Consider the following 17,046-nt stretch of genomic DNA (forward strand, 5'->3'; position numbering starts at 1 on the left):
GGCGTTGCAGGTCGTTCCGCGCTGCAATGCACAATGGAGGTGAGGCCGTGGCAAACGACAAGAAAAGCGGCGTAGACCGCCGAAAGCTCATGATAGGCGGCGCCGGAGTTTTGAGCGCTGCGCTCGCGGCTTCGGGATACCCGCGGACGGCCATCGCGCAAAATGGTGATGCCAAGCCGGCGTCTCAAAAGACGCCTCACGCGAAGCGATCGACCAAGCCCAACATCCTGTTTGTTTTCACGGATCAGGAAAGATACCGCGCGAAGTGGCCGGCCAAGCTGAGCCTGCCGGGTCACGAGTGGCTGCAGAACAAGGGCGTGACTTTCCACAATCACTACTGTCCAGCCACGATGTGCACGTCCTCTCGCGCAGTGATGATGACGGGGCTGACGACGCCCGACAACGGCATGTTCGAGAATTGCGACATGAAGTATGTCGGCGATCTTTCACCGAAGATCCCGACGATCGGCCATCTCCTCGGTAGGCTCGGGTACTACACGGCTTACAAAGGTAAGTGGCACCTTAACCGGGACTTCGACAACAACGAGGAAAAGCTGCTCACCACCGAAATGCAGCAGTATGGCTTTTCGGATTATTTTGGCCCGGGTGACATCATTGGCCATACCCTGGGCGGCTATCAATTCGATCATCTGGTTGCGGGCAGCGCCATCTCCTGGATGCGTCGCAAGGGCCGCCCCCTCCACGACGAGCAGAAGCCCTGGGCGCTGTTTGTCAGCTTGGTCAATCCGCATGACGTCATGTACTTCAACACGGATGCGCCCGGCGAGAACGTGCAGGATTCCGGCTACCTCATGAAGCACGCGGCGCGAGCGCCCGACCATCCGCTCTATCGCGCGACGTGGGATGAGCCGCTGCCGAAAAGTCTGCGCGAGCCGATGAACACGCCGGGGCGGCCGCAAGCCCACGGCGAGTTTCTCAAAATGTGGGACCATGTCCTCGGCCACATTCCCCTCGAAGAGGAGAGGTGGCGGCGGTTCAACGACTACTACATCAACTGCATACGCGCCGTGGACATGCAGCTTGCGAACATGTTCGCAGAGCTCGAAGCGCTCAGTATGGCCGACAACACCATCATTGTGTTCACGTCGGATCACGGAGAGGCGGGGGGCTCTCACGGCCTTCATGGCAAGGGGCCGTTTGCCTACCAGGAGACCATGCACCTGCCAATGTACATCGTGCATCCCGACGTCAAAGGCGGGCAGGATTGCAAGTCGCTCACGAGCCACATCGACTTCGTTCCAACTCTGCTTTCCATGGCAGGAGCGAGTTCCGAGCGTGCGAGCGAGGCTGCCGGCCGCGAACTTCCGGGCAAAGATTTCTCACCGGTATTCACGAACGCCGCGCGCGCAGGCGTCAACGAAACGCGAGACGCGGTGTTATTCACCTATAGCGGTCTCGTCACCAACGACAGCGAGATCTTCCGCATCAACACCGAAGCGAAAGTAGCCGGAAAGAAGCCGATCGTGCAGCTGATCAGGGAAGGCTACATGCCTGACATGAAAAAGCGTGGCAGCGTGCGGACCATGTTCGACGGCCGTTACAAGTTCTCCCGCTATTTCTCCCCGCTCGAAAGAAACTCTCCCAAAAGCATCGACGAGCTCTTCAAGTGGAATGACGTCGAGATTTTCGATCTCGAGACGGATCCCGGCGAAGTGGTCAACATCGCCAACAAGAGGGATGCGCAGGGGGAACTGATCTCAGCGCTCAACGGCAAGCTCGAAGGCGTCATCAAGGCCGAGATCGGCACCGACGACGGCCGCGAGATGCCCAATATCCCAACGGTGGATTGGACCATCGAACGGCCGGATCTCTAGAATGGGCTACCCCGTGCGAAGCAGAAAGTTCGGGGCGCCTTTTGACGGTACGACACGCGGCGCCCCCGGGGCTTTGGTGATGGGCGCCAGTAGGTCCAAAAAATCTCCCATAAGGGAGGTGTGCGTTAGCGCCGATCCGCTGGCGGATCGATAAGGCGCAGGATCAAGCCGAAAAAATGTAATTGAGCGAAGGGCATGGTGGGCGGTACTGGGATTGAACCAGTGACCCCACGCGTGTGAAGCGTGTGCTCTCCCGCTGAGCTAACCGCCCATCTCGGCAACGACTTTCCGGTCACGGGGACCAGGAAGCGACGTCATGCCGGACGTCGCGCGGGCTCTAGAGTGCTTCCGCAGGCCTGTAAAGCCAATTTCCGAAAAGAAGCACGAAAACAACGATCCTAGCGCCCGGCGCAGGAAGGCGCCCTTATGCGGGGTGTGCGCCCATCATGTCAAGGTGGGGCTGCGCATGCGCCGCAGTCAGGGGCTCAGCCGCCGTCTGTGGCGGCCTTCCGGATCAGGAAACGGTGCACGGGCCCGGAGGTCGTCTGCTCGATCAGGAGATGCCCCGTCGCCCGGCAGAAGACCGCGAAATCCTCGATGGAGCCGGGATCGGTCGCCAGAACCTCGAGCAGCGCCCCCGCGGGAAGCGTGGAGAGCGCCTTGCGCGCCTTGAGGATGGGGAGCGGGCAGGTGAGACCAGTCACGTCGAGGGATGTAGCGGCCGGACTGAGAGGCATGGCAGAGCGGTCCTTCTGAGTCCACGGCCGGAAAAATAGGTCATTCAAGGCATTGCTGCAACGCTGTGGGTGCCCCGGAGATCCTATCAAACCGGCGCATGAATCATGGAATAAGAGACCGATCGGCGGGCAAAATCGGCCCTTGCGAAGGCCGTCGCCGCAACGGATGGGGGAAGTCCGGCCGAGGCCGGCAAACGCATGGCCAACAACGACACACCGCGTCGCTCGTTCCTGTTCTCGTTCGGCCTCGATCGTCTCGGATTGTTCGCCCTTGAGGCCCCCTATTTTGCCGCCTTCCTCATCGCCATTCTGAGCGCGCTCGCGGTCCTCGGGATCTCGAAGCTGCGGGTGGACGACAGCCTCTCGGAGCTGTTCCGGACTGATACGGCGGAGTTCCGCAAATACGAGGAGATCGACCACCGCTTCCCGTCGAGCGAGTACGACGTGCTGGTCGTCGTGGAAGGCAAGGAGCTCCTTTCGCGCGAGAAGATCGAGAAGTTTCGCAACGCCGTCGTGGAGCTGCAGTTGACGGACGGCGTCGGCGGCCTGGTGTCGATGCTGTCCGCCCGCAATATTCCCGATGCCACAGGATATGCCCCGCCCGTGGTGCCCGACGAGCTGCCGCAGGACGAGGCCGAGTACGCAGCCGTGATGCGGGCGCTGGCCGAGAACGACATCGTCAAAGGCAAGTTCCTGTCGGATGACGGCGAGCTTGCACTGATCGTCATCGCGCTAGACCGAAAGATGGTGGAGGAGCGCACCGCGCGCACCGTGATCACCGGCATCAAGGAGGTCGTCGACAAAGAGCTCGAAGGCTCCGGGCTGGCGGCAAAGCTCACCGGCGCGCCGGTCATGCAACTCGAGATCCGCAACGCGGTCGAGCGTGACCGGCTCGTCTACAACGGTCTCGGTTTCGCGGTCGGCTTTGCCGTGGCCTATCTGTTCTTCCGGCGCCTCTCGCTCACGCTCATCGCGGTGCTTGGCCCAACGGTCGCCATCCTCTGGACCCTCGGCGTGCTGGGTGGCCTCGATTTCCGCTTGAACCTCTTCATCAATGTCATCACGCCTCTGATCCTGGTGTCGGGGTTCTCGGATTCCATGCATCTCGTGTTCGCGATCCGCCGGGACATTCTGGCTGGCGTCGATCGTATCGAGGCGGCACGCAACGCCGTGCGTGAGGTCGCGCCCGCTTGCCTGCTCACGGCCATGAACCAGGCCATTTCCATCGTCTCGTTCGCCTTTGCCGAGTCCGCCTTGATCCGCACGTTCGGCTTCGCGGCGCTGCTGGCGGTCGGAATCTCCTATACCGCCGTCGCGGTCGTCGTGCCGACGCTCGCCGCCATCTTCGTGCGCCGAGAGGCCCCCGCCGCCGTCGATCCGCACGAGCGGGAGGAGGGGGGCGTCGGTATGCTGCAGCGTCTCAGCGAAGGCGTGATGGGTTACGTGGGCGATCGTCCGCGGGTGTTCGTGGCGCTGGGCCTGATCGCGGTGCTCGGAACCGGACACGCGTTCATGAGCCTGAAGCCCATGTACCGCCTCGCCGATCAGGTTCCGGACAAGGAGCAGGCGCTGGCCGCGACCGGCAGCCTCGACCAGAAGCTGACGGGTGCCAATCCCGTGCACGTGATGATCGAATGGAAAGGCGCCGGTCCCGAAGGCGCAGCCCCCGGTGCTCCCCCGCCCATCGCCCTGTACGACGTCGGCACGCTTGCCGTAATCGCTCAGGCGCACGACGTGCTGGAGAAGGAGGCGGGACTCGGCAATGTGTGGTCGCTGGAGAGCCTGCGGCGCTGGCTCCAGGATGCCGGAGACGCCAGCATCGAGAACATCCAGCGCTATGTGAAGCTCCTGCCGGAGCATCTCGTGCGCCGCTTCATCGCCGCCGACGAAAACGCCGTGCTCGTCACCGCGCGCCTTCCCGACATCGACTCGAGTGAGATCCTTCCCGTGGTTGAGAAGATCGACAGGGCGCTCGAGCCGGTTCGCCAGCAGCATCCAGGCTTCGAGATCTCGGTGACGGGACTTCCCGCCATCGCTGCGCGCAATTCGGCAACCCTCATCAGCGAGCTGACCTGGGGCCTGGTCGGCGACATCTTCCTCGTCTTCATCTTCCTGGGATTGGCGCTGCGCTCCCTGCTGGTCGGCGTGTCGAGCATCTTGCCGTCGCTGTTCCCGATCTTCACCACCGGCGCGCTGCTCTACTATTCGGGCCAGGGTCTCCAGTTCGCCTCCATCGTGGCCATCACCGTCGCGTTCTCGCTCGCCATCGACTCCACCATTCACTTCCTCAACCGCTTCCGGCTCGAGGAGGATCGTCAGCCGCCCGGCGACGCGGGCGCGCGCGCGGCCCTGACGCAGACGGCCCATCACATAGGTCCCGCCGTCATGCTGACAACCATCGTGCTCACGCTCGGTCTCGGCGTCACCATGCTGTCGGATCTGCCGTCCCTGCGCCTGTTCGGCCAGTTGGCCTCCGCTTGCCTTTTCGCGTCCCTCGTCGGTCAGCTCGTCATCCTGCCGGCGACCGTCTCCCTGTTCCGCCGCTACTTCCCCCGGAATCCATAAATTCACGCACTTGCGTAAAATCCCGATTGCCTCTCCCGGCGCGACTGGAATCCTGTTCTAATGATGGGATCGAATGCGCAGCTATCGCGTTCCAGCGACGAGGCGTGGTCGCCATGCCTCTATGCGATTAGAGGAGGCCGTCATGCCCAAGCCTTCGAAGAAACTCGTCATCGTCATGGCCAACAGCGATCCTCGCAACGGCGAGGAGCTTGGTGCGCCGATTTTCCAGGCCGCCCTCGCCGCCGCCATGGGCTATGACGTCGAGGTGCTGTGCACAGGCACCGCAGGCAAGCTCATGAAGCGAGGCGTGGCCGAAGGACTGCACCTCAAGCCCGGCATGAACAAGAGCATCTATGACTTCATCCGCGAGGCACATGAGGCAGGCGTGCGTTTCTGCTGCTGCTCGCCCGCGCTCGACATGTTCGCGATCCACCACGAGGATCTGATCCCCGAGTGTGATCGCGTGGTCGGCGGAGCCGCGCTGATCGAGGCGGTGATGGAGACGGACGCCCGCGTGCTCACTTACTGAGGAGGCGCAAGCCTCACCAGTCCTCGCGCCACAGCGGGTAGGCCATCGCCCCGCGCGGGATGGTGACGATGCCGCTCGCATCACGCCCCCCGCTCACGCCCAATTCGCCCGCGAACTTGTTGGCGATGTTGGCCTTGAGGCCCGCGTCGGCGTTGGCCGTGAAGTTGATCTTGTATTCGAAGCGTCCCACCGCGAGACGCACGATCTGGAACTGAAAGCGGTTCTCGTCGCTGCGCGGGTTGGAGGAGCCGAGGCACGAGCGGCGAAGCTGCTTGAGCTTGTCCTCGGGGTACTCGTAGATCGTGCCGGTGAAGGTGAGCGACACATCCGAGACGTAGGCACCCTTGAACGAGGCGTTCAGGATGTTGGCCCAGCCCGCGGAGAGGCCGAACGTCTTCTGATCGTGGGTCGAGAAGAGCGCCCCGTCGATGTTCTCCTCGAACCCATCCTTGTCGAACGGCGGACGGCAGCGCACCACGTTGAGCTTCAAGAGCTTTTCACCCGTGCGCTGGAACGTGCGCTTGTCGAAATGTCCGCGCGCGATGGTGCCCGGCGTGTAGGACGCCAGCGGAGGGCTCATCCGGTAGACATTGAGATTTTCTGAGATCGCGTCGGCGCGCGCACCCGTGGCGAGCGAAAAACACAACAAAAGAGCGCAAGCGCCCCATCGCGCACCACGCATGACATCACCCCCCGCAACACAACAAAACGGGGGCGATGTTAGTCGCCCCCGTGGAAGATGAGCAATCGGCAGCGAACGGATTTGTGACCCGGTGTGCTGCCTGCGCCACGAGCCTTACTCGGCGGCCTTCCAGACCAGCGTATCCGGGAAGATTTCCAGGAGGTTGGCCTTGCAGTAGTCCACGTCGGCATCGAAGTAGGTGCCATCGATGAAACGGATCTGCGTGCGCACCGTGCACTTGCCTTCGTCCGTTTCGAAGTCCAGCGTGACCTTGTCACCAGGCTCGATGCGGCTGGAAACCCAGTTCTCGCTCCACTCGCCTTCCTCCTGCGTGCGGAACTCGATCACGGGTGAGTTGCCCTTGTTTACAACCTCGAACTCCCAGCTCTTGTCTGCCGCGAAGGCCGGGCAGAAAGCGGCGAATGCTCCGGCGAGGCCAAGAGCGAGCGCCGAACGTGCGAACGGGCGGATCATTAGATTTGCTCCGTGAGAGGGTTCAGTGTCACGGACGCGGGCTCTATCACGAGTCGGAAACGCCATCCGCAAGATGGGAAAATTACGGAGGTCAGTGTCCGCACTGTCACAGATCTGAACGATGCGGCACAGCAAAAAAGGGCCGCGTCTCCGCGGCCCTCTGCAACAGAAGCGTCGACCGCGTCAGTTGACGCGGCAGACCTCGACGAGGTTGTCCGAGAAGGTCGGCGCACGCCCGAGGCCGCACCATTCCTGCGACGAGATGCAATTGACGGACCCGTCCGAACGGTTGAGCGAGCGCCAGTATCCGAGCGTCGCCACCACCACGCCGTCCGGCACGTCGTCAGTCACGCGCGCGACGCCCTCGAAGTCGCCGCGGTCGTTGTAGACGCGGACGGGATCGCCTTCGCGGATGTCGCGCTTGGCGGCATCGCCCGGGCTCACCATCACGAACTGTTCGCCCTGTCCTTTGATCTTGTGCTTCTCGTTGGCGTAGCACGAGTTGAGGAACCCGTGGCTCTTGGGTGAGATGATGTTGAGCGAGTAGAGCTTGGCGCGCTCGGGGTTCGTCTCGGGCCGTTCGCGTGCCGGCACATAGCCCGGCAGCGGATCGACCGGCTCGCCCGACTGCTCGCCGTCGTACATCGCGCGGAACGGGCCCGCGACGAAGTTCTTTGCGTCGTGCAGCAGGAATTCGCACTTGCCTGACGGCGTCGGGAATTTGCCTTCTGCGTGGGGCGTGCGCGTATCCGCCGATCCCACGTCCACTTTGTAGTACCCGTGCGTCTTGAAGTACTCCATGTCGATGCCGCCCATCTTGGGATCGGCCCATTGGATGTACTCGGCGCAGAGCTCGCTATCCGTCATTTTGAAGACGGGATCGTCGAAGCCCATCTCCTTCGCGAGCAGTCTCCACATGTCGCTGGTCGGCTTGCACTCGCCCGGCGGATCGATCGCCTTCTGATTGTACGTAAAGTAGAAGTGCCCCCACGACCACATCATGTCCTCGGCTTCGCCCGCCATCGCGGCAGGCAGCACGATGTCGGCATACTTCGCCGTGTCGGTGAGGAAGTGCTCGGAGACCACCGTGAACAGGTCCTCGCGCTTGAGGCCCTCGACGATCTTGTTGGTTTCCGGCGCCTGGCTCACGGGATTCGTGCAGAACACGAACAGGCTCTTGATCGGCGGATCGAGCTGCATCTCGCCAGTGAGCGCCGCGCCGAGGCGCAGGTTGTTGACGACGCGCGTGCCCGGCTTGATCCAATCGGGGCGCGCAGCCTTCACCCAATCGACGGGGAAGTCCCACAGCGGCATCTGCAGAAGGCCGCCGCCCACGTGGCGCCAGGAGCCCACGAGCGCAGGGAGGCAGCAGGCGGCACGGATCGCCTGGCCGCCGCCCGCGCTGCGCTCGAGCGCGACGCCGAGACGGATCACGGAAGGCTGTGCCGTTGCGAACTCGTGGGCGAAGCGCGCGATATCCGCCGCCTTAACACCCGTGATCTTCTCCACGTATTCGGGCGTGAACTCTGCCGCCCGCTCGCGCAGCTCCGGATAGCCGTGCGTGTATTTGTCGACGTAGTCCTGATCGACGAGTCCCTGCTGGATGATGGAGTTGATGAAACCCATGGCGAGTGCGCCGTCCGTCCCGGGCTTCGGGCAGATGTGCCAGTCGCCGGCTTTCGCGGTGCGTGACTTGTAGGAATCGATGACCACGACTTTCGCGCCGCGCTTCTGCGCCTCGAGCACGAACGGCCAGTGATGGAGATTGGTGGAGATCGAGTTGCACGCCCAGATGACGATGTAGCGGGAGTGCACGAAGCTCTCCGGATCGACCGCGCCGGTCGGCCCCACGGTGAGCAGCCACGCCGTCGATGAGCCCGATGCGCAGAACGTCTTCTCGTTCACGGTAGAGCCGAGCTTGTTGAAGAATGGATCGCCCGAGTTGATGCCTTGCACGAGGCCCATGTTGCCGAGATAGCTATAGGGCATGATGGCCTGGCTGCCGTAGGTGGCGATGATTTCGCGCCAGCGTTTGCCGATCTCCGCGATGGCCTCGTCCCAGGTGATGCGTTCGAACTGCTTCGAGCCCTTGGGTCCCGAGCGGCGCAGCGGATAGAGCAGCCGGTCCGGGTTGACATGATGATCGTGGAAGTCCTTGAGTTTGACGCAGAGCCCGCCGCGCGTCATCGGATGGGATTTCTTGCCGCGAACCTCTACCAGCTTGCCGTCTTGCACGAGGTAATCCATCGAGCAGGTATCGGGACAATCGTGGGGGCAGGCTCCGTGAAACACTTCGGGCTTCAATTGCTCGTTCATTCTGCGTCCTCCGTCGCAATTTTTTTTGGATCCGGTCGTTCGAACCCCTCTTCCGGAGGGCGCCGGTCTCTGTTCTTGTGGTGCGACACTCTGACATCGGGCGCGGAAACCATCAACCATCTTGTTTAGGATGTGAAAAAGATAAAAAAGTCTGCGTATTCAATGAGAAATGCCGCGATCATCATCTCGTAATGACTCTAAAGATATAGCGGATGTCGTCTGAGCTCTTTCCCGGGAGACGTGTTCTCTGGATGCCGTTGCATGTGCCGTGGACGCCGCCCACAGAGGCGGCCGTCTTGTGCTGCGCTGCAATGTCGGCGGCACTCGCGTTCACCTGCGCGCAGCATGCAGATCCGTTCGACTGCGCGGACAGTCTCATCGTCTATAACGAGACGTTCGACGAGTTCGGTCTCGTCGTGCATGACGGCGGCGCGTCCTACGTGCTGATCGCTTGCTGCCCGTGGTGCGGGGTGCGCCTGCCGGAAAGTCAGCGTGATCGCTGGTTCGAGGAGACGGAGGCCAAGGGCTACACGGACGAGACCCTGCCGCCCGAATACCTCACGGGCGCTTGGCGCCGGCGCACATGAGGCTTAGAGCCCAGGTTTGCCGTGTGCACCTCTCTGCTTGGCCCCTGGATGGCCGCCTCCAAGGGCAGCCGTGACGCACCGCGGGAGAGATCAGTCTACGGCGCGCAAACCGGCCGAAGCGCAACTGCCTTCGCTTCGACGCGCCTGGATCCCGCCTCTGCCGGGATGACGCCGCGTGTGCGCTGAGCCGGTTTTCCCAAAGCCTCCGTCACTCCGGCGAAGGCTGGAGTCCAGCCGCGTGACCGCATATCGCCGCTCCGCGGTCGGGGAGTGGCGCGCTAGCGCATTTTCCGACCAAGTGGATGCCAGTTCGTCTCAAGAAAATGCGGCAAATCAAAAATATAGAGCGCGCGATCCGGCTCCATCCGATCGCAAAACGCCCTAGGGCGCGCACGAGCCGTCGGTAAGATGGAGGCTCCCGCTCGGATCCGCCACCACGTCGCCGTCGAGATAGGCAGGGCCCACCGGCACCTTCCCGAAGCCGCCCGGGATATCGAGCACATAGGTGGGCATCGCGAGCCCCGATAGGCGCTGGCGCAAACCGCGCATCAACGCTTGCCCCTCGGCCACGCTGGTCCGGAAATGCGACGTCCCGGGCGCCAGGTCGCCGTGATGCAGATAGTAGGGCTTCACGCGGGCTTCCACGAAGGCGCGCATGAGCGCTTCGAGCGTCTCGACCGTGTCGTTGACGCCGCGCAGCAGCACCGACTGGCTGACGAGTGGAATGCCCGCATCGACGAGCCGCGCGATGGCGTCGCGCGCCGCGCCGGTCAGCTCGCGCGGATGATTGGCGTGCAGCGCGACGTAGACCGTTTTTCTCGGTGCGCGAAGCGCGGCGACCAGCTCCGCAGTCACCCGCTCCGGCGCCACCACCGGCACGCGCGTGTGCCAGCGCACGATCTTCACGTGATCGATCGCGGAGAGCGCCAGCGTGATCGCCTCGATGCGCCGCGGGCTCATCACGAACGGATCGCCGCCGGTGAGGATCACCTCCCAGATTTCGGGATGCGCGCGGATGTAGGCGAGTGCGTCGTCGATTTCCTCCTGGGAGAGATTGGCCTCGGCTGCCGGGCCCACCATCTCGCGGCGGAAGCAGAAACGGCAATAGACCGGGCACACGCCGACGATCTTGAGCAGCACGCGATCGGGGTAGCGATGCACGATCCCCTTCACCGGGCTCTTTGCGTGATCGCCGATGGGATCGGCACGCTCCTCCGGCCGCGTATCCAGCTCGCGAACATCGGGCACGAACTGCAGCGCGATCGGATCCAGAGGCGCCTTGGCGTCGATCAGCTCGGCGACAGCGGGCGTGAGGGCGATGGCATAGCGCGCGCCAACGCGGGCGAGATCGGCCTCCGCCTCGGCGGGCGCTAGCCCGGCCTCCACGAGGTCCGTTGCCGTCCGGAGAGTGTGACGCAACCGGGTCATGCGGGCGGCCATGTCAGCGGCGGCCAGCTTGCCGTGTCGTGATCGGGATGCTGGCGCGTGGTGAGCTTGGCGAGATCTTCCGGCGTTCGATCTTCCGCGGTCGAGTGGGCGGGCAGTGAAGGCAGTCCGTCGAACCACGAGAGCTTGCTCTCGATGCCCACCTGCTCCGAGGGCGGCGCCGCCTCCGGATTGTCCAGCGAGCCGATCGCGATGTCATAACTCTGCCAGCCGTCCTCCTGCATGTAGAGCGGGGTGCCGCACTCCTTGCAGAAGCCGCGCGCGACACGCGGCGAGGAGCGGAACTCGGCGGGCCGGCCGCGTGTCCACGAGAGCGCAGCGATCTCCACTGACACAAGCGCGGCGCCCCAGGAGCCGAACGCCTTCTGGCACATGCGGCAATGACAGATGCCCGCGCGGCCGAGCGGTCCGTCGATGCGGTAGCGCACCGCGCCGCACTGGCACCCGCCGCTATGGGCCTCGCTCATGGGTCTCTCCGTGGCTACCCCGCGCCTGATGGAGCCGGGAAACCCTACTTGCTCTCATCGGCGAGCGGTGTCCAGATCACCTGATCCACCTGCGTCGCTCCGGCCGCCAGCATGACGAGACGCTCGAAGCCGAGCGCGCAGCCGGACGCGGGCGGCATGTGCGGAAGCGCCGCCAGGAAATCCTCATCCAACGGATAGCGCTCGCCGTAGATCCGCGCCTTCTCGTCCATCTCGTGCGCGAGGCGGCGGCGCTGCTCGCTGGCGTCGCCGAGCTCGCCAAAGCCGTTCGCGAGCTCCACACCCGAGACGTAGAGCTCAAACCGCTCCGCCACTTCCGGACGATCCGGAACGGTGCGCGCGAGGGCGGCTTCCGGCGCGGGATACTCGGCAAGGATCGTCGGGCGCGGAGAACCCAGCACCGCCTCGATCTTCTCGACGAGCACGCGTGAGAAGATGTCCGGCCAGGTGTCGTCCGGCGCGATGCGGATGCCGGCGGCCTGCGCGCGCTCTGCCAGAGCATCGCGATCGGGTTTGCCGCCGCGGCAGGTGTCGAGCAGGGCGAAACCCGCATAGCGCTGAAACGCTTCGTCGAGCGTGATGCGGTCGAGGCCCGCACCAATCTCGGCATCGCGTCCGCGGAACGTCCAGGCGGCATTCTGAGAGATTTCCGCGGCAAGCGAGAGGATAGTCGCGCAATCGTCCCACAAGGCCGTGTACGGCGCGCCCGCCCTGTACCATTCGAGCATCGTGAACTCGGGGCTGTGAAGCGCCCCGCGCTCGCGGTTCCGGTAAACGGAGGCGAAGGCGAAGATCTTGTCCTCGCCCGCCGCCAGAAGCTTCTTCATGGCGAATTCGGGCGAGGTGTGCAGGTAGAGCCGCCGCCGGTCGAGTGCGGTGCCGATCTGCTCCGTGGCGAAGGCGTGCAGATGCGTCTCGTTGCCGGGCGACACGGCGAGCGCCAGCGGATCGACCTCCACGAAGCCTTGCGCCTCGAACCAAGCCCGGATCGCGGCCTTGATGCGATTGCGCAAAATGAGCCATGGCCGGCGGTCCCGGTGGCGATCGTGATCCCACCAGGGGGAGGGGGCGGACATGGTCTGGCAATCCTCGAAATGGGGCGCATCGCAGGATGGCGCGCCGCCACCATATCGAGGCGGGAAGGGTCCCCTCAAGCCGATTTCCGGAAAGGTGTGTTTGTTGGGTTCCGGCCACCTTGCGGCTGTGGTGAAGCCCTGATTAACCTTCGCCGGCAGGGCGGGCCGCAACCGAAGGGGGATCGCATGACCGCTACCCAATCCGACACCGCGACACTGACCGCGACGCTCGACGCGCCGACCTTGTGGGCCGCAGCCTTCACCCTCGTGTTCGCCGTGGCGGCGGGCGTGGGGCTGAGCGCGCTTCCGCAGGAGGGCAATCTCGGAGGTGCGCTCGATGCCCTCAAGAACCTCATCTATGTGCTGACGGTCCCCCTGTTCGATCTGTCCCGCCGCGCCTTCTCGCGCAGGAAGGTGCAGGCCGCCGCCACCGCGCCGCCCTCCGGCAGCGCAAACCTGCTCGGCACGGCCTTTGTGACGGCGCTCGTGCTGTTCGTGATCATCGAGCTGATCAGCTGGCTCACGGGCTTCGGCATGGGCAGCACGTGCGTCATGCTCGGCCATTCGCCCGAGGGAGGGGATTTCGGAAGGTGCCTTGCGCTCGGCATTGGCGTGTTCGGCAGCGTCGTCGTCGCGCCCATTATGATCGCCCTCGGCATCAGCGCGGGCTGGATCTGGAAGGGCATCCTCCATTCCGGCTTCGTGACCACGCTGCTCATTTTCATGGCAGTGGTCGCCCTGTTGTTCGGGCTCGATTTTTTCATTCTTCTTCAACAGGCCGCCGGTCCCGCGCAGGCGGTTCAGGACCAGTTCAACGCCATCGGCCCGGTGCGACAGGTTGGCCTGCAGGTGGCTATTCTGAGCGTCAGCGTGCTCATCGGCTATGGCGCGCGCCGCCTGTGGCACGGGATAGCGAGCCTTTTCGGCTGACGCGGGTCCAGCTCCCCGGATCGGGGGCCGATTGCCGTCTTAACGCATCGGCCCTTGGCCTCTCACCCGATACAGAGTATGAGAGCGCCCATATTTCCTGCCCTGCACGGACGTATGGCGAGCTGCCGCGAGGCAGCTTTCGTGGTTTCCGCCGGGCACGATCTGAATTCATGGGAGAAGACCGTGGTTAAAGTGATCGCCAGCTCGATTCGTAAGGGCAATGTTCTCGATCTCGACGGCAAGCTCGCCGTCGTCATCTCGGCGGAGAATATCCATCCGGGTAAGGGCACGCCCGTCACGCATCTCGAAATGCGTCGCATCGCCGATGGCGTGAAGGTGACCGAGCGCTACCGCACCACCGACCAGGTCGAGCGCGCCTACCTCGAGGAGAAGGACTACAACTACCTCTACGAGGACGAGATGGGTTTCAACTTCATGCAGCCCGAAACCTTCGACCAGATCCCGGTCTCGAAGGAGGTGCTGGGTGATCAGGCCATCTGGCTCCAGGAAGGCATGACCTGCACGATTTCGATGTTCGAAGGCAATCCGATCGCCATCGAGCTGCCCGCCCGCGTCGTCCTCGAGATCGTCGAGGCGGATCCCGTCGTGAAGGGCCAGACCGCGTCCTCCTCCTACAAGCCCGCCAAGCTCTCCAACGGCGCGCGTATCATGGTGCCCCCGCACATCGGCAGCGGCACGCGCGTCGTCGTCATGACGGCTGACGGCTCTTACGTTGAGCGCGCAAAGGACTGATCGGAACGATCGTCGGTGAAACGAGAAGCGCGCCCGGAGCAGTGCTCGGGCGCGCTTTTTTGTGGGCGAAGCTGGCGCGGACAGGTTGGCCCGGCCTGGCGCCGTTAGAATAATCCGGGCGGCCCCGGGAACGGACCCCACGGGCTATTCGGATAGGCGTAGGAGCGATCGCGCTTGACCCGCTTGTGGGCGTGGTGCTTCCGGTGGGCGCGCCTCGGCTCATAGGAGCGGCTCACGCGTCCGTGCAGGTCATAGGTCTCGCCGTAGGCAGAAACGGCCTGAGCCTGATCTTTTCGCCCGGCATGAGCGTCGTGCGACACCATAAACAAGACGCTGACGGTCATCAGAGCGGCGAGCATGAATGAATAGGGCACCGCATCACCTCCAGGGTGCATGTCGACTGTCATGCATAAACGCGCCAGCCGCCGATTAGGTTCGGATGCCTTGGTCCGTATCCTCGGCGTCCCACTCGTCGTCGCGAGGGCCGCGGGCATCCTCGTCGTCGCCGTCACCGTCCGGATCATCGAGATCGGCCGATCCGCCATCGTCGTCGTAGGCGCCCCCGCCATATTCGTCGTCGAATGCCAGCGCTGGATTGTCGGGGGCCGAGGGAATGGCAAACGATTGTGTGCCCCCGAGCGGTCCGGCGAGAAGCAGAAGGGCGGAGAGGAGAGCGAAAGTACGCATCGGCACCTCCAGACGAAATCTACCGTCGTCATGGATGAACCCCAAATGGGGCCATCGGAAGGTGGGGAAGGGGGACCGGGGTCGCACCCTGTCGCAGCCGTGCGAGGCACGCCGAGAACGCCCGTAAAATAGGGGCTGAAAGAGGGGCTAACCCTCAGAATTTGATGAGCGTCGAGGGCTTGTGCTCGCCCACGCTTTCGGCAAACAGGCTCTGAACGCGCGGCACGATCTCGCTCGCCTGGGTGACGACGCCGAAGCGGACCTCGAGCCCCGGACGGATGAAGGCTTCCTTGCGCATATGTGCGAGGAGGTTCAGGAACGGCGTCCAGAAGTCCGCGATGTTGGCCACGACGATGGGCTTGCTGTGCTGGCCGAGCTGCGACCAGGTGAGCTGCTCCACCAGCTCCTCGAGCGTGCCGATGCCGCCGGGCAGCGCCACGAACGCATCGGACCTTTCGTACATCTGCCGTTTGCGCTCGTGCATGTCCCGCGTGACGATGAGATCGGTTACCTCGCGCAGCATGTGCTCGCGAACGGTGAGGAACTCGGGAATGATGCCGGTCACGCTGCCGCCCGCCGCCAGCGCCGCGCGCGCAACCTCGCCCATGAGGCCGAGACCGCCGCCGCCATAGACGAGGCCGATGCCGTTTTCTCCCAGGGCCCGCCCCAGCGTGTGCGCGGCCTCGGCATAGATCGGGTTCTCACCCACGCCGGACCCGCAGTAGACGCAGACGTTCCGCAGCGCCCTGGAGGACGAAACAGCGGCGCCATTCGTCGTCTGCTCGTCCTTTCTCACGCGCTGGATGTCGACAGGTTTGAGTGGGGTAATGTTTGTTTCTGAAGGGCTTTTCAAGTCGTTTCCTTAATACGGATAAGATACGGACCTAGAACATGGTCTGTTCCATTTAGATGGCGTTCCGGTGACTGTCTGCCAATAGGGGCCGGCGACCGGGACTGAGGATGCGGCGTTAACTTGCGGTCGGGCTTAAGCAAAGACCGGAAGTTCGTTGACCCCGCCCCCCTGGAATGGCCTAACCTGGGGGTAAGCCCGCGGACGGGAGCCCGTGCGCATGAGTGGAGTGCCGGAGTGAGTGCGTCGATGCTGGATAGGCAACCCGGAAGGCTGGCCGCGATCTCGGCCGCTGCTTTGCTTGGATGCATGGCGCCAGGCATCGCCGCAGCCGGGTCGGCAAAGCCGTCAGATAACTCAGACACCGCAGAGACCAAGGGCGCCGAGACGCGTAGCGCGCCTGAGCCCAAAAGCGTTCTGCCCGAAGCGCTGACCGAATGGCTGGAGCGCGCGGCGCATGCCTATCAGGCCGATGTCGCAGACAAGCTGTCGGTGCCGCGTGAAACTGGGGCAGTGTCGTCCGGACAGCCCCCGCAAAGCTACTCCGCCAAGGCCTACGATGTCCTGCGCACCGGAATCGCGGCCGCGCTGGGCTACGTGTCTTATTGGATCGAGCGCGCCTATCAGGTCGCGGGTCTCCCGCCGCCCGATCTCACAAATCGCCTCGCTGGTGATCAGTCTGCCCGCGACGCCAAGGAATTCGTCGAGGCACGCCGCCGGGCCGAGGCGGAGTGGAAGGACGCGGTTGCACGGGCCGACGCCGCAGCCGCGGCGGCGGCGCGTGAGGCGGAGGCAGCGCCAGGAGCGATGGGCGATAGCCCCGCCGAAGCCGAGCGCAAACGCGCAGAAGCCCGCAAGAAGGAGCTCGAGCAGATCAAGCGTGATCTCGATCAGCGGATCTCTGACGGCCTCGCCAAATTGGAGGCGTTTGAGAAAGCCGAGACCGCGCGCAAGGCCGAGGAGGCCCAGAAGGCTCAGAGGGAACAGGAAAGGCTGGCCCAGGAAGCTGCCCGGAACGCCGAGGACGCCCTGAAGACCGCCGAGGCGGAGCAGGCGAGAAAGGCGGAAGAGGCCCGCAAGGCCGAGGAAGCGCG

16 protein-coding genes, 1 tRNA gene and 1 pseudogene are annotated in these 17,046 nt (G+C 64.0%); 7 read left to right on the forward strand and 11 right to left on the reverse strand.

Annotated elements, in window-relative coordinates; genetic code table 11:
* Positions 1-47: 47 nt before the first annotated feature.
* Positions 48-1,835, forward strand: a complete 1,788-nt coding sequence (locus F812_RS0111695; RefSeq protein ID WP_026868068.1) for a sulfatase family protein — start codon at positions 48-50, stop codon at positions 1,833-1,835.
* A 196-nt stretch (positions 1,836-2,031) separates the two neighbouring features.
* Here the strand turns inward: F812_RS0111695 and F812_RS0111700 are convergent.
* Together F812_RS0111700 and F812_RS0111705 are read right to left on the reverse strand one after the other, a co-directional pair.
* Positions 2,032-2,106 (reverse strand) — tRNA-Val (locus tag F812_RS0111700).
* 214 nt (positions 2,107-2,320) lie between these two features.
* Positions 2,321-2,572: a sulfurtransferase TusA family protein gene (locus F812_RS0111705; protein ID WP_020086168.1), complete on the reverse strand. Its 252-nt coding sequence runs from the start codon at positions 2,570-2,572 to the stop codon at positions 2,321-2,323.
* A gap of 198 nt (positions 2,573-2,770) precedes the next feature.
* Here F812_RS0111705 and F812_RS0111710 point away from each other — a divergent pair, with 198 nt between their 5' ends.
* Both F812_RS0111710 and F812_RS0111715 read left to right on the forward strand, forming a co-directional pair.
* Complete coding sequence (locus tag F812_RS0111710) at positions 2,771-5,137, forward strand: efflux RND transporter permease subunit (RefSeq protein ID WP_020086169.1); 2,367 nt, start codon at positions 2,771-2,773, stop codon at positions 5,135-5,137.
* A 142-nt stretch (positions 5,138-5,279) separates the two neighbouring features.
* Positions 5,280-5,666, forward strand: coding sequence for a DsrE family protein (locus tag F812_RS0111715; RefSeq protein ID WP_020086170.1), 387 nt, complete (start codon positions 5,280-5,282; stop codon positions 5,664-5,666).
* Positions 5,667-5,679: 13 nt separating this feature from the next.
* Here the strand turns inward: F812_RS0111715 and F812_RS0111720 are convergent, their stop codons facing one another.
* The 3 genes from F812_RS0111720 to F812_RS0111730 all read right to left on the reverse strand — a co-directional run bounded on the left by F812_RS0111720 (position 5,680) and on the right by F812_RS0111730 (position 9,138).
* Positions 5,680-6,348, reverse strand: coding sequence for a hypothetical protein (locus F812_RS0111720; protein ID WP_156827390.1), 669 nt, complete (start codon positions 6,346-6,348; stop codon positions 5,680-5,682).
* A gap of 114 nt (positions 6,349-6,462) precedes the next feature.
* Entirely contained in the window at positions 6,463-6,822 is a 360-nt protein-coding gene (locus tag F812_RS0111725; RefSeq protein ID WP_020086172.1) for a hypothetical protein, read from the reverse strand.
* Between the two features lie 183 nt (positions 6,823-7,005).
* Positions 7,006-9,138 carry a molybdopterin-containing oxidoreductase family protein gene (locus F812_RS0111730; RefSeq protein WP_020086173.1) on the reverse strand — a complete coding sequence of 711 codons (2,133 nt, stop codon included), beginning with the start codon at positions 9,136-9,138 and terminating at the stop codon, positions 7,006-7,008.
* 212 nt (positions 9,139-9,350) lie between these two features.
* Between F812_RS0111730 and F812_RS23635 the strand changes: the two genes are divergently transcribed.
* Complete coding sequence (locus tag F812_RS23635; RefSeq protein WP_026868069.1) at positions 9,351-9,725, forward strand: DUF6980 family protein; 375 nt, start codon at positions 9,351-9,353, stop codon at positions 9,723-9,725.
* Positions 9,726-10,106: 381 nt separating this feature from the next.
* Here the strand turns inward: F812_RS23635 and F812_RS0111740 are convergent, their stop codons facing one another.
* From F812_RS0111740 to epmA, 3 genes are read right to left on the reverse strand one after another with little or no spacing between them, the layout of a single operon-like run.
* A complete protein-coding gene (locus tag F812_RS0111740; protein ID WP_040498313.1) occupies positions 10,107-11,153 on the reverse strand; it encodes a lysine-2,3-aminomutase-like protein in 1,047 nt (348 codons plus the stop codon).
* Positions 11,150-11,638 (reverse strand): GFA family protein, encoded by a 489-nt coding sequence (locus F812_RS0111745; RefSeq protein ID WP_020086176.1) that lies wholly within the window; start codon positions 11,636-11,638, stop codon positions 11,150-11,152. The genes F812_RS0111740 and F812_RS0111745 overlap by 4 nt, the downstream gene beginning before the upstream one ends.
* 44 nt (positions 11,639-11,682) lie before the next feature.
* Positions 11,683-12,732, reverse strand: a complete 1,050-nt coding sequence (gene epmA / locus F812_RS0111750; RefSeq protein ID WP_020086177.1) for an EF-P lysine aminoacylase EpmA — start codon at positions 12,730-12,732, stop codon at positions 11,683-11,685.
* Between the two features lie 186 nt (positions 12,733-12,918).
* On the opposite strand from epmA, the gene F812_RS0111755 reads away from it, so the two are divergent.
* Both F812_RS0111755 and efp read left to right on the forward strand, forming a co-directional pair.
* Positions 12,919-13,662, forward strand: a complete 744-nt coding sequence (locus F812_RS0111755) for a hypothetical protein (protein ID WP_020086178.1) — start codon at positions 12,919-12,921, stop codon at positions 13,660-13,662.
* A 183-nt stretch (positions 13,663-13,845) separates the two neighbouring features.
* Positions 13,846-14,415 (forward strand): elongation factor P, encoded by a 570-nt coding sequence (gene efp / locus F812_RS0111760; RefSeq protein WP_026868070.1) that lies wholly within the window; start codon positions 13,846-13,848, stop codon positions 14,413-14,415.
* A gap of 104 nt (positions 14,416-14,519) precedes the next feature.
* Here the strand turns inward: efp and F812_RS0111765 are convergent, their stop codons facing one another.
* The 3 genes from F812_RS0111765 to F812_RS0111775 form a co-directional block, all read right to left on the reverse strand.
* Complete coding sequence (locus F812_RS0111765) at positions 14,520-14,822, reverse strand: hypothetical protein (RefSeq protein WP_020086180.1); 303 nt, start codon at positions 14,820-14,822, stop codon at positions 14,520-14,522.
* A gap of 22 nt (positions 14,823-14,844) precedes the next feature.
* On the reverse strand, positions 14,845-15,102 hold the full coding sequence (locus F812_RS0111770; RefSeq protein WP_020086181.1) for a hypothetical protein: 258 nt from the start codon (positions 15,100-15,102) through the stop codon (positions 14,845-14,847).
* A 154-nt stretch (positions 15,103-15,256) separates the two neighbouring features.
* A complete protein-coding gene (locus F812_RS0111775; protein WP_051113825.1) occupies positions 15,257-15,898 on the reverse strand; it encodes an LOG family protein in 642 nt (213 codons plus the stop codon).
* 303 nt (positions 15,899-16,201) lie between these two features.
* Here F812_RS0111775 and F812_RS26815 point away from each other — a divergent pair.
* Positions 16,202-17,046, forward strand: a pseudogene (locus tag F812_RS26815) (hypothetical protein); the annotation flags it as partial.

The sequence above is a fragment of the Hyphomicrobium zavarzinii ATCC 27496 genome (assembly GCF_000383415.1).
Classification (GTDB): Bacteria; Pseudomonadota; Alphaproteobacteria; order Rhizobiales; family Hyphomicrobiaceae; genus Hyphomicrobium_C; species Hyphomicrobium_C zavarzinii.

Coding starts and splice junctions, on each gene's coding strand:
- F812_RS0111705 (WP_020086168.1), bottom strand. CDS start 2,572: ATGCCTCTCAGTCCGGCCGCTACATCCCTCGACGTGACTGGTCTCACC.
- F812_RS0111710 (WP_020086169.1), top strand. CDS start 2,771: ATGGCCAACAACGACACACCGCGTCGCTCGTTCCTGTTCTCGTTCGGC.
- F812_RS0111715 (WP_020086170.1), top strand. CDS start 5,280: ATGCCCAAGCCTTCGAAGAAACTCGTCATCGTCATGGCCAACAGCGAT.
- F812_RS0111720 (WP_156827390.1), bottom strand. CDS start 6,348: ATGCGTGGTGCGCGATGGGGCGCTTGCGCTCTTTTGTTGTGTTTTTCG.
- F812_RS0111725 (WP_020086172.1), bottom strand. CDS start 6,822: ATGATCCGCCCGTTCGCACGTTCGGCGCTCGCTCTTGGCCTCGCCGGA.
- F812_RS0111730 (WP_020086173.1), bottom strand. CDS start 9,138: ATGAACGAGCAATTGAAGCCCGAAGTGTTTCACGGAGCCTGCCCCCAC.
- F812_RS23635 (WP_026868069.1), top strand. CDS start 9,351: ATGTCGTCTGAGCTCTTTCCCGGGAGACGTGTTCTCTGGATGCCGTTG.
- F812_RS0111740 (WP_040498313.1), bottom strand. CDS start 11,153: ATGACCCGGTTGCGTCACACTCTCCGGACGGCAACGGACCTCGTGGAG.
- F812_RS0111745 (WP_020086176.1), bottom strand. CDS start 11,638: ATGAGCGAGGCCCATAGCGGCGGGTGCCAGTGCGGCGCGGTGCGCTAC.
- epmA (WP_020086177.1), bottom strand. CDS start 12,732: ATGTCCGCCCCCTCCCCCTGGTGGGATCACGATCGCCACCGGGACCGC.
- F812_RS0111755 (WP_020086178.1), top strand. CDS start 12,919: ATGACCGCTACCCAATCCGACACCGCGACACTGACCGCGACGCTCGAC.
- F812_RS0111765 (WP_020086180.1), bottom strand. CDS start 14,822: ATGACAGTCGACATGCACCCTGGAGGTGATGCGGTGCCCTATTCATTC.
- F812_RS0111770 (WP_020086181.1), bottom strand. CDS start 15,102: ATGCGTACTTTCGCTCTCCTCTCCGCCCTTCTGCTTCTCGCCGGACCG.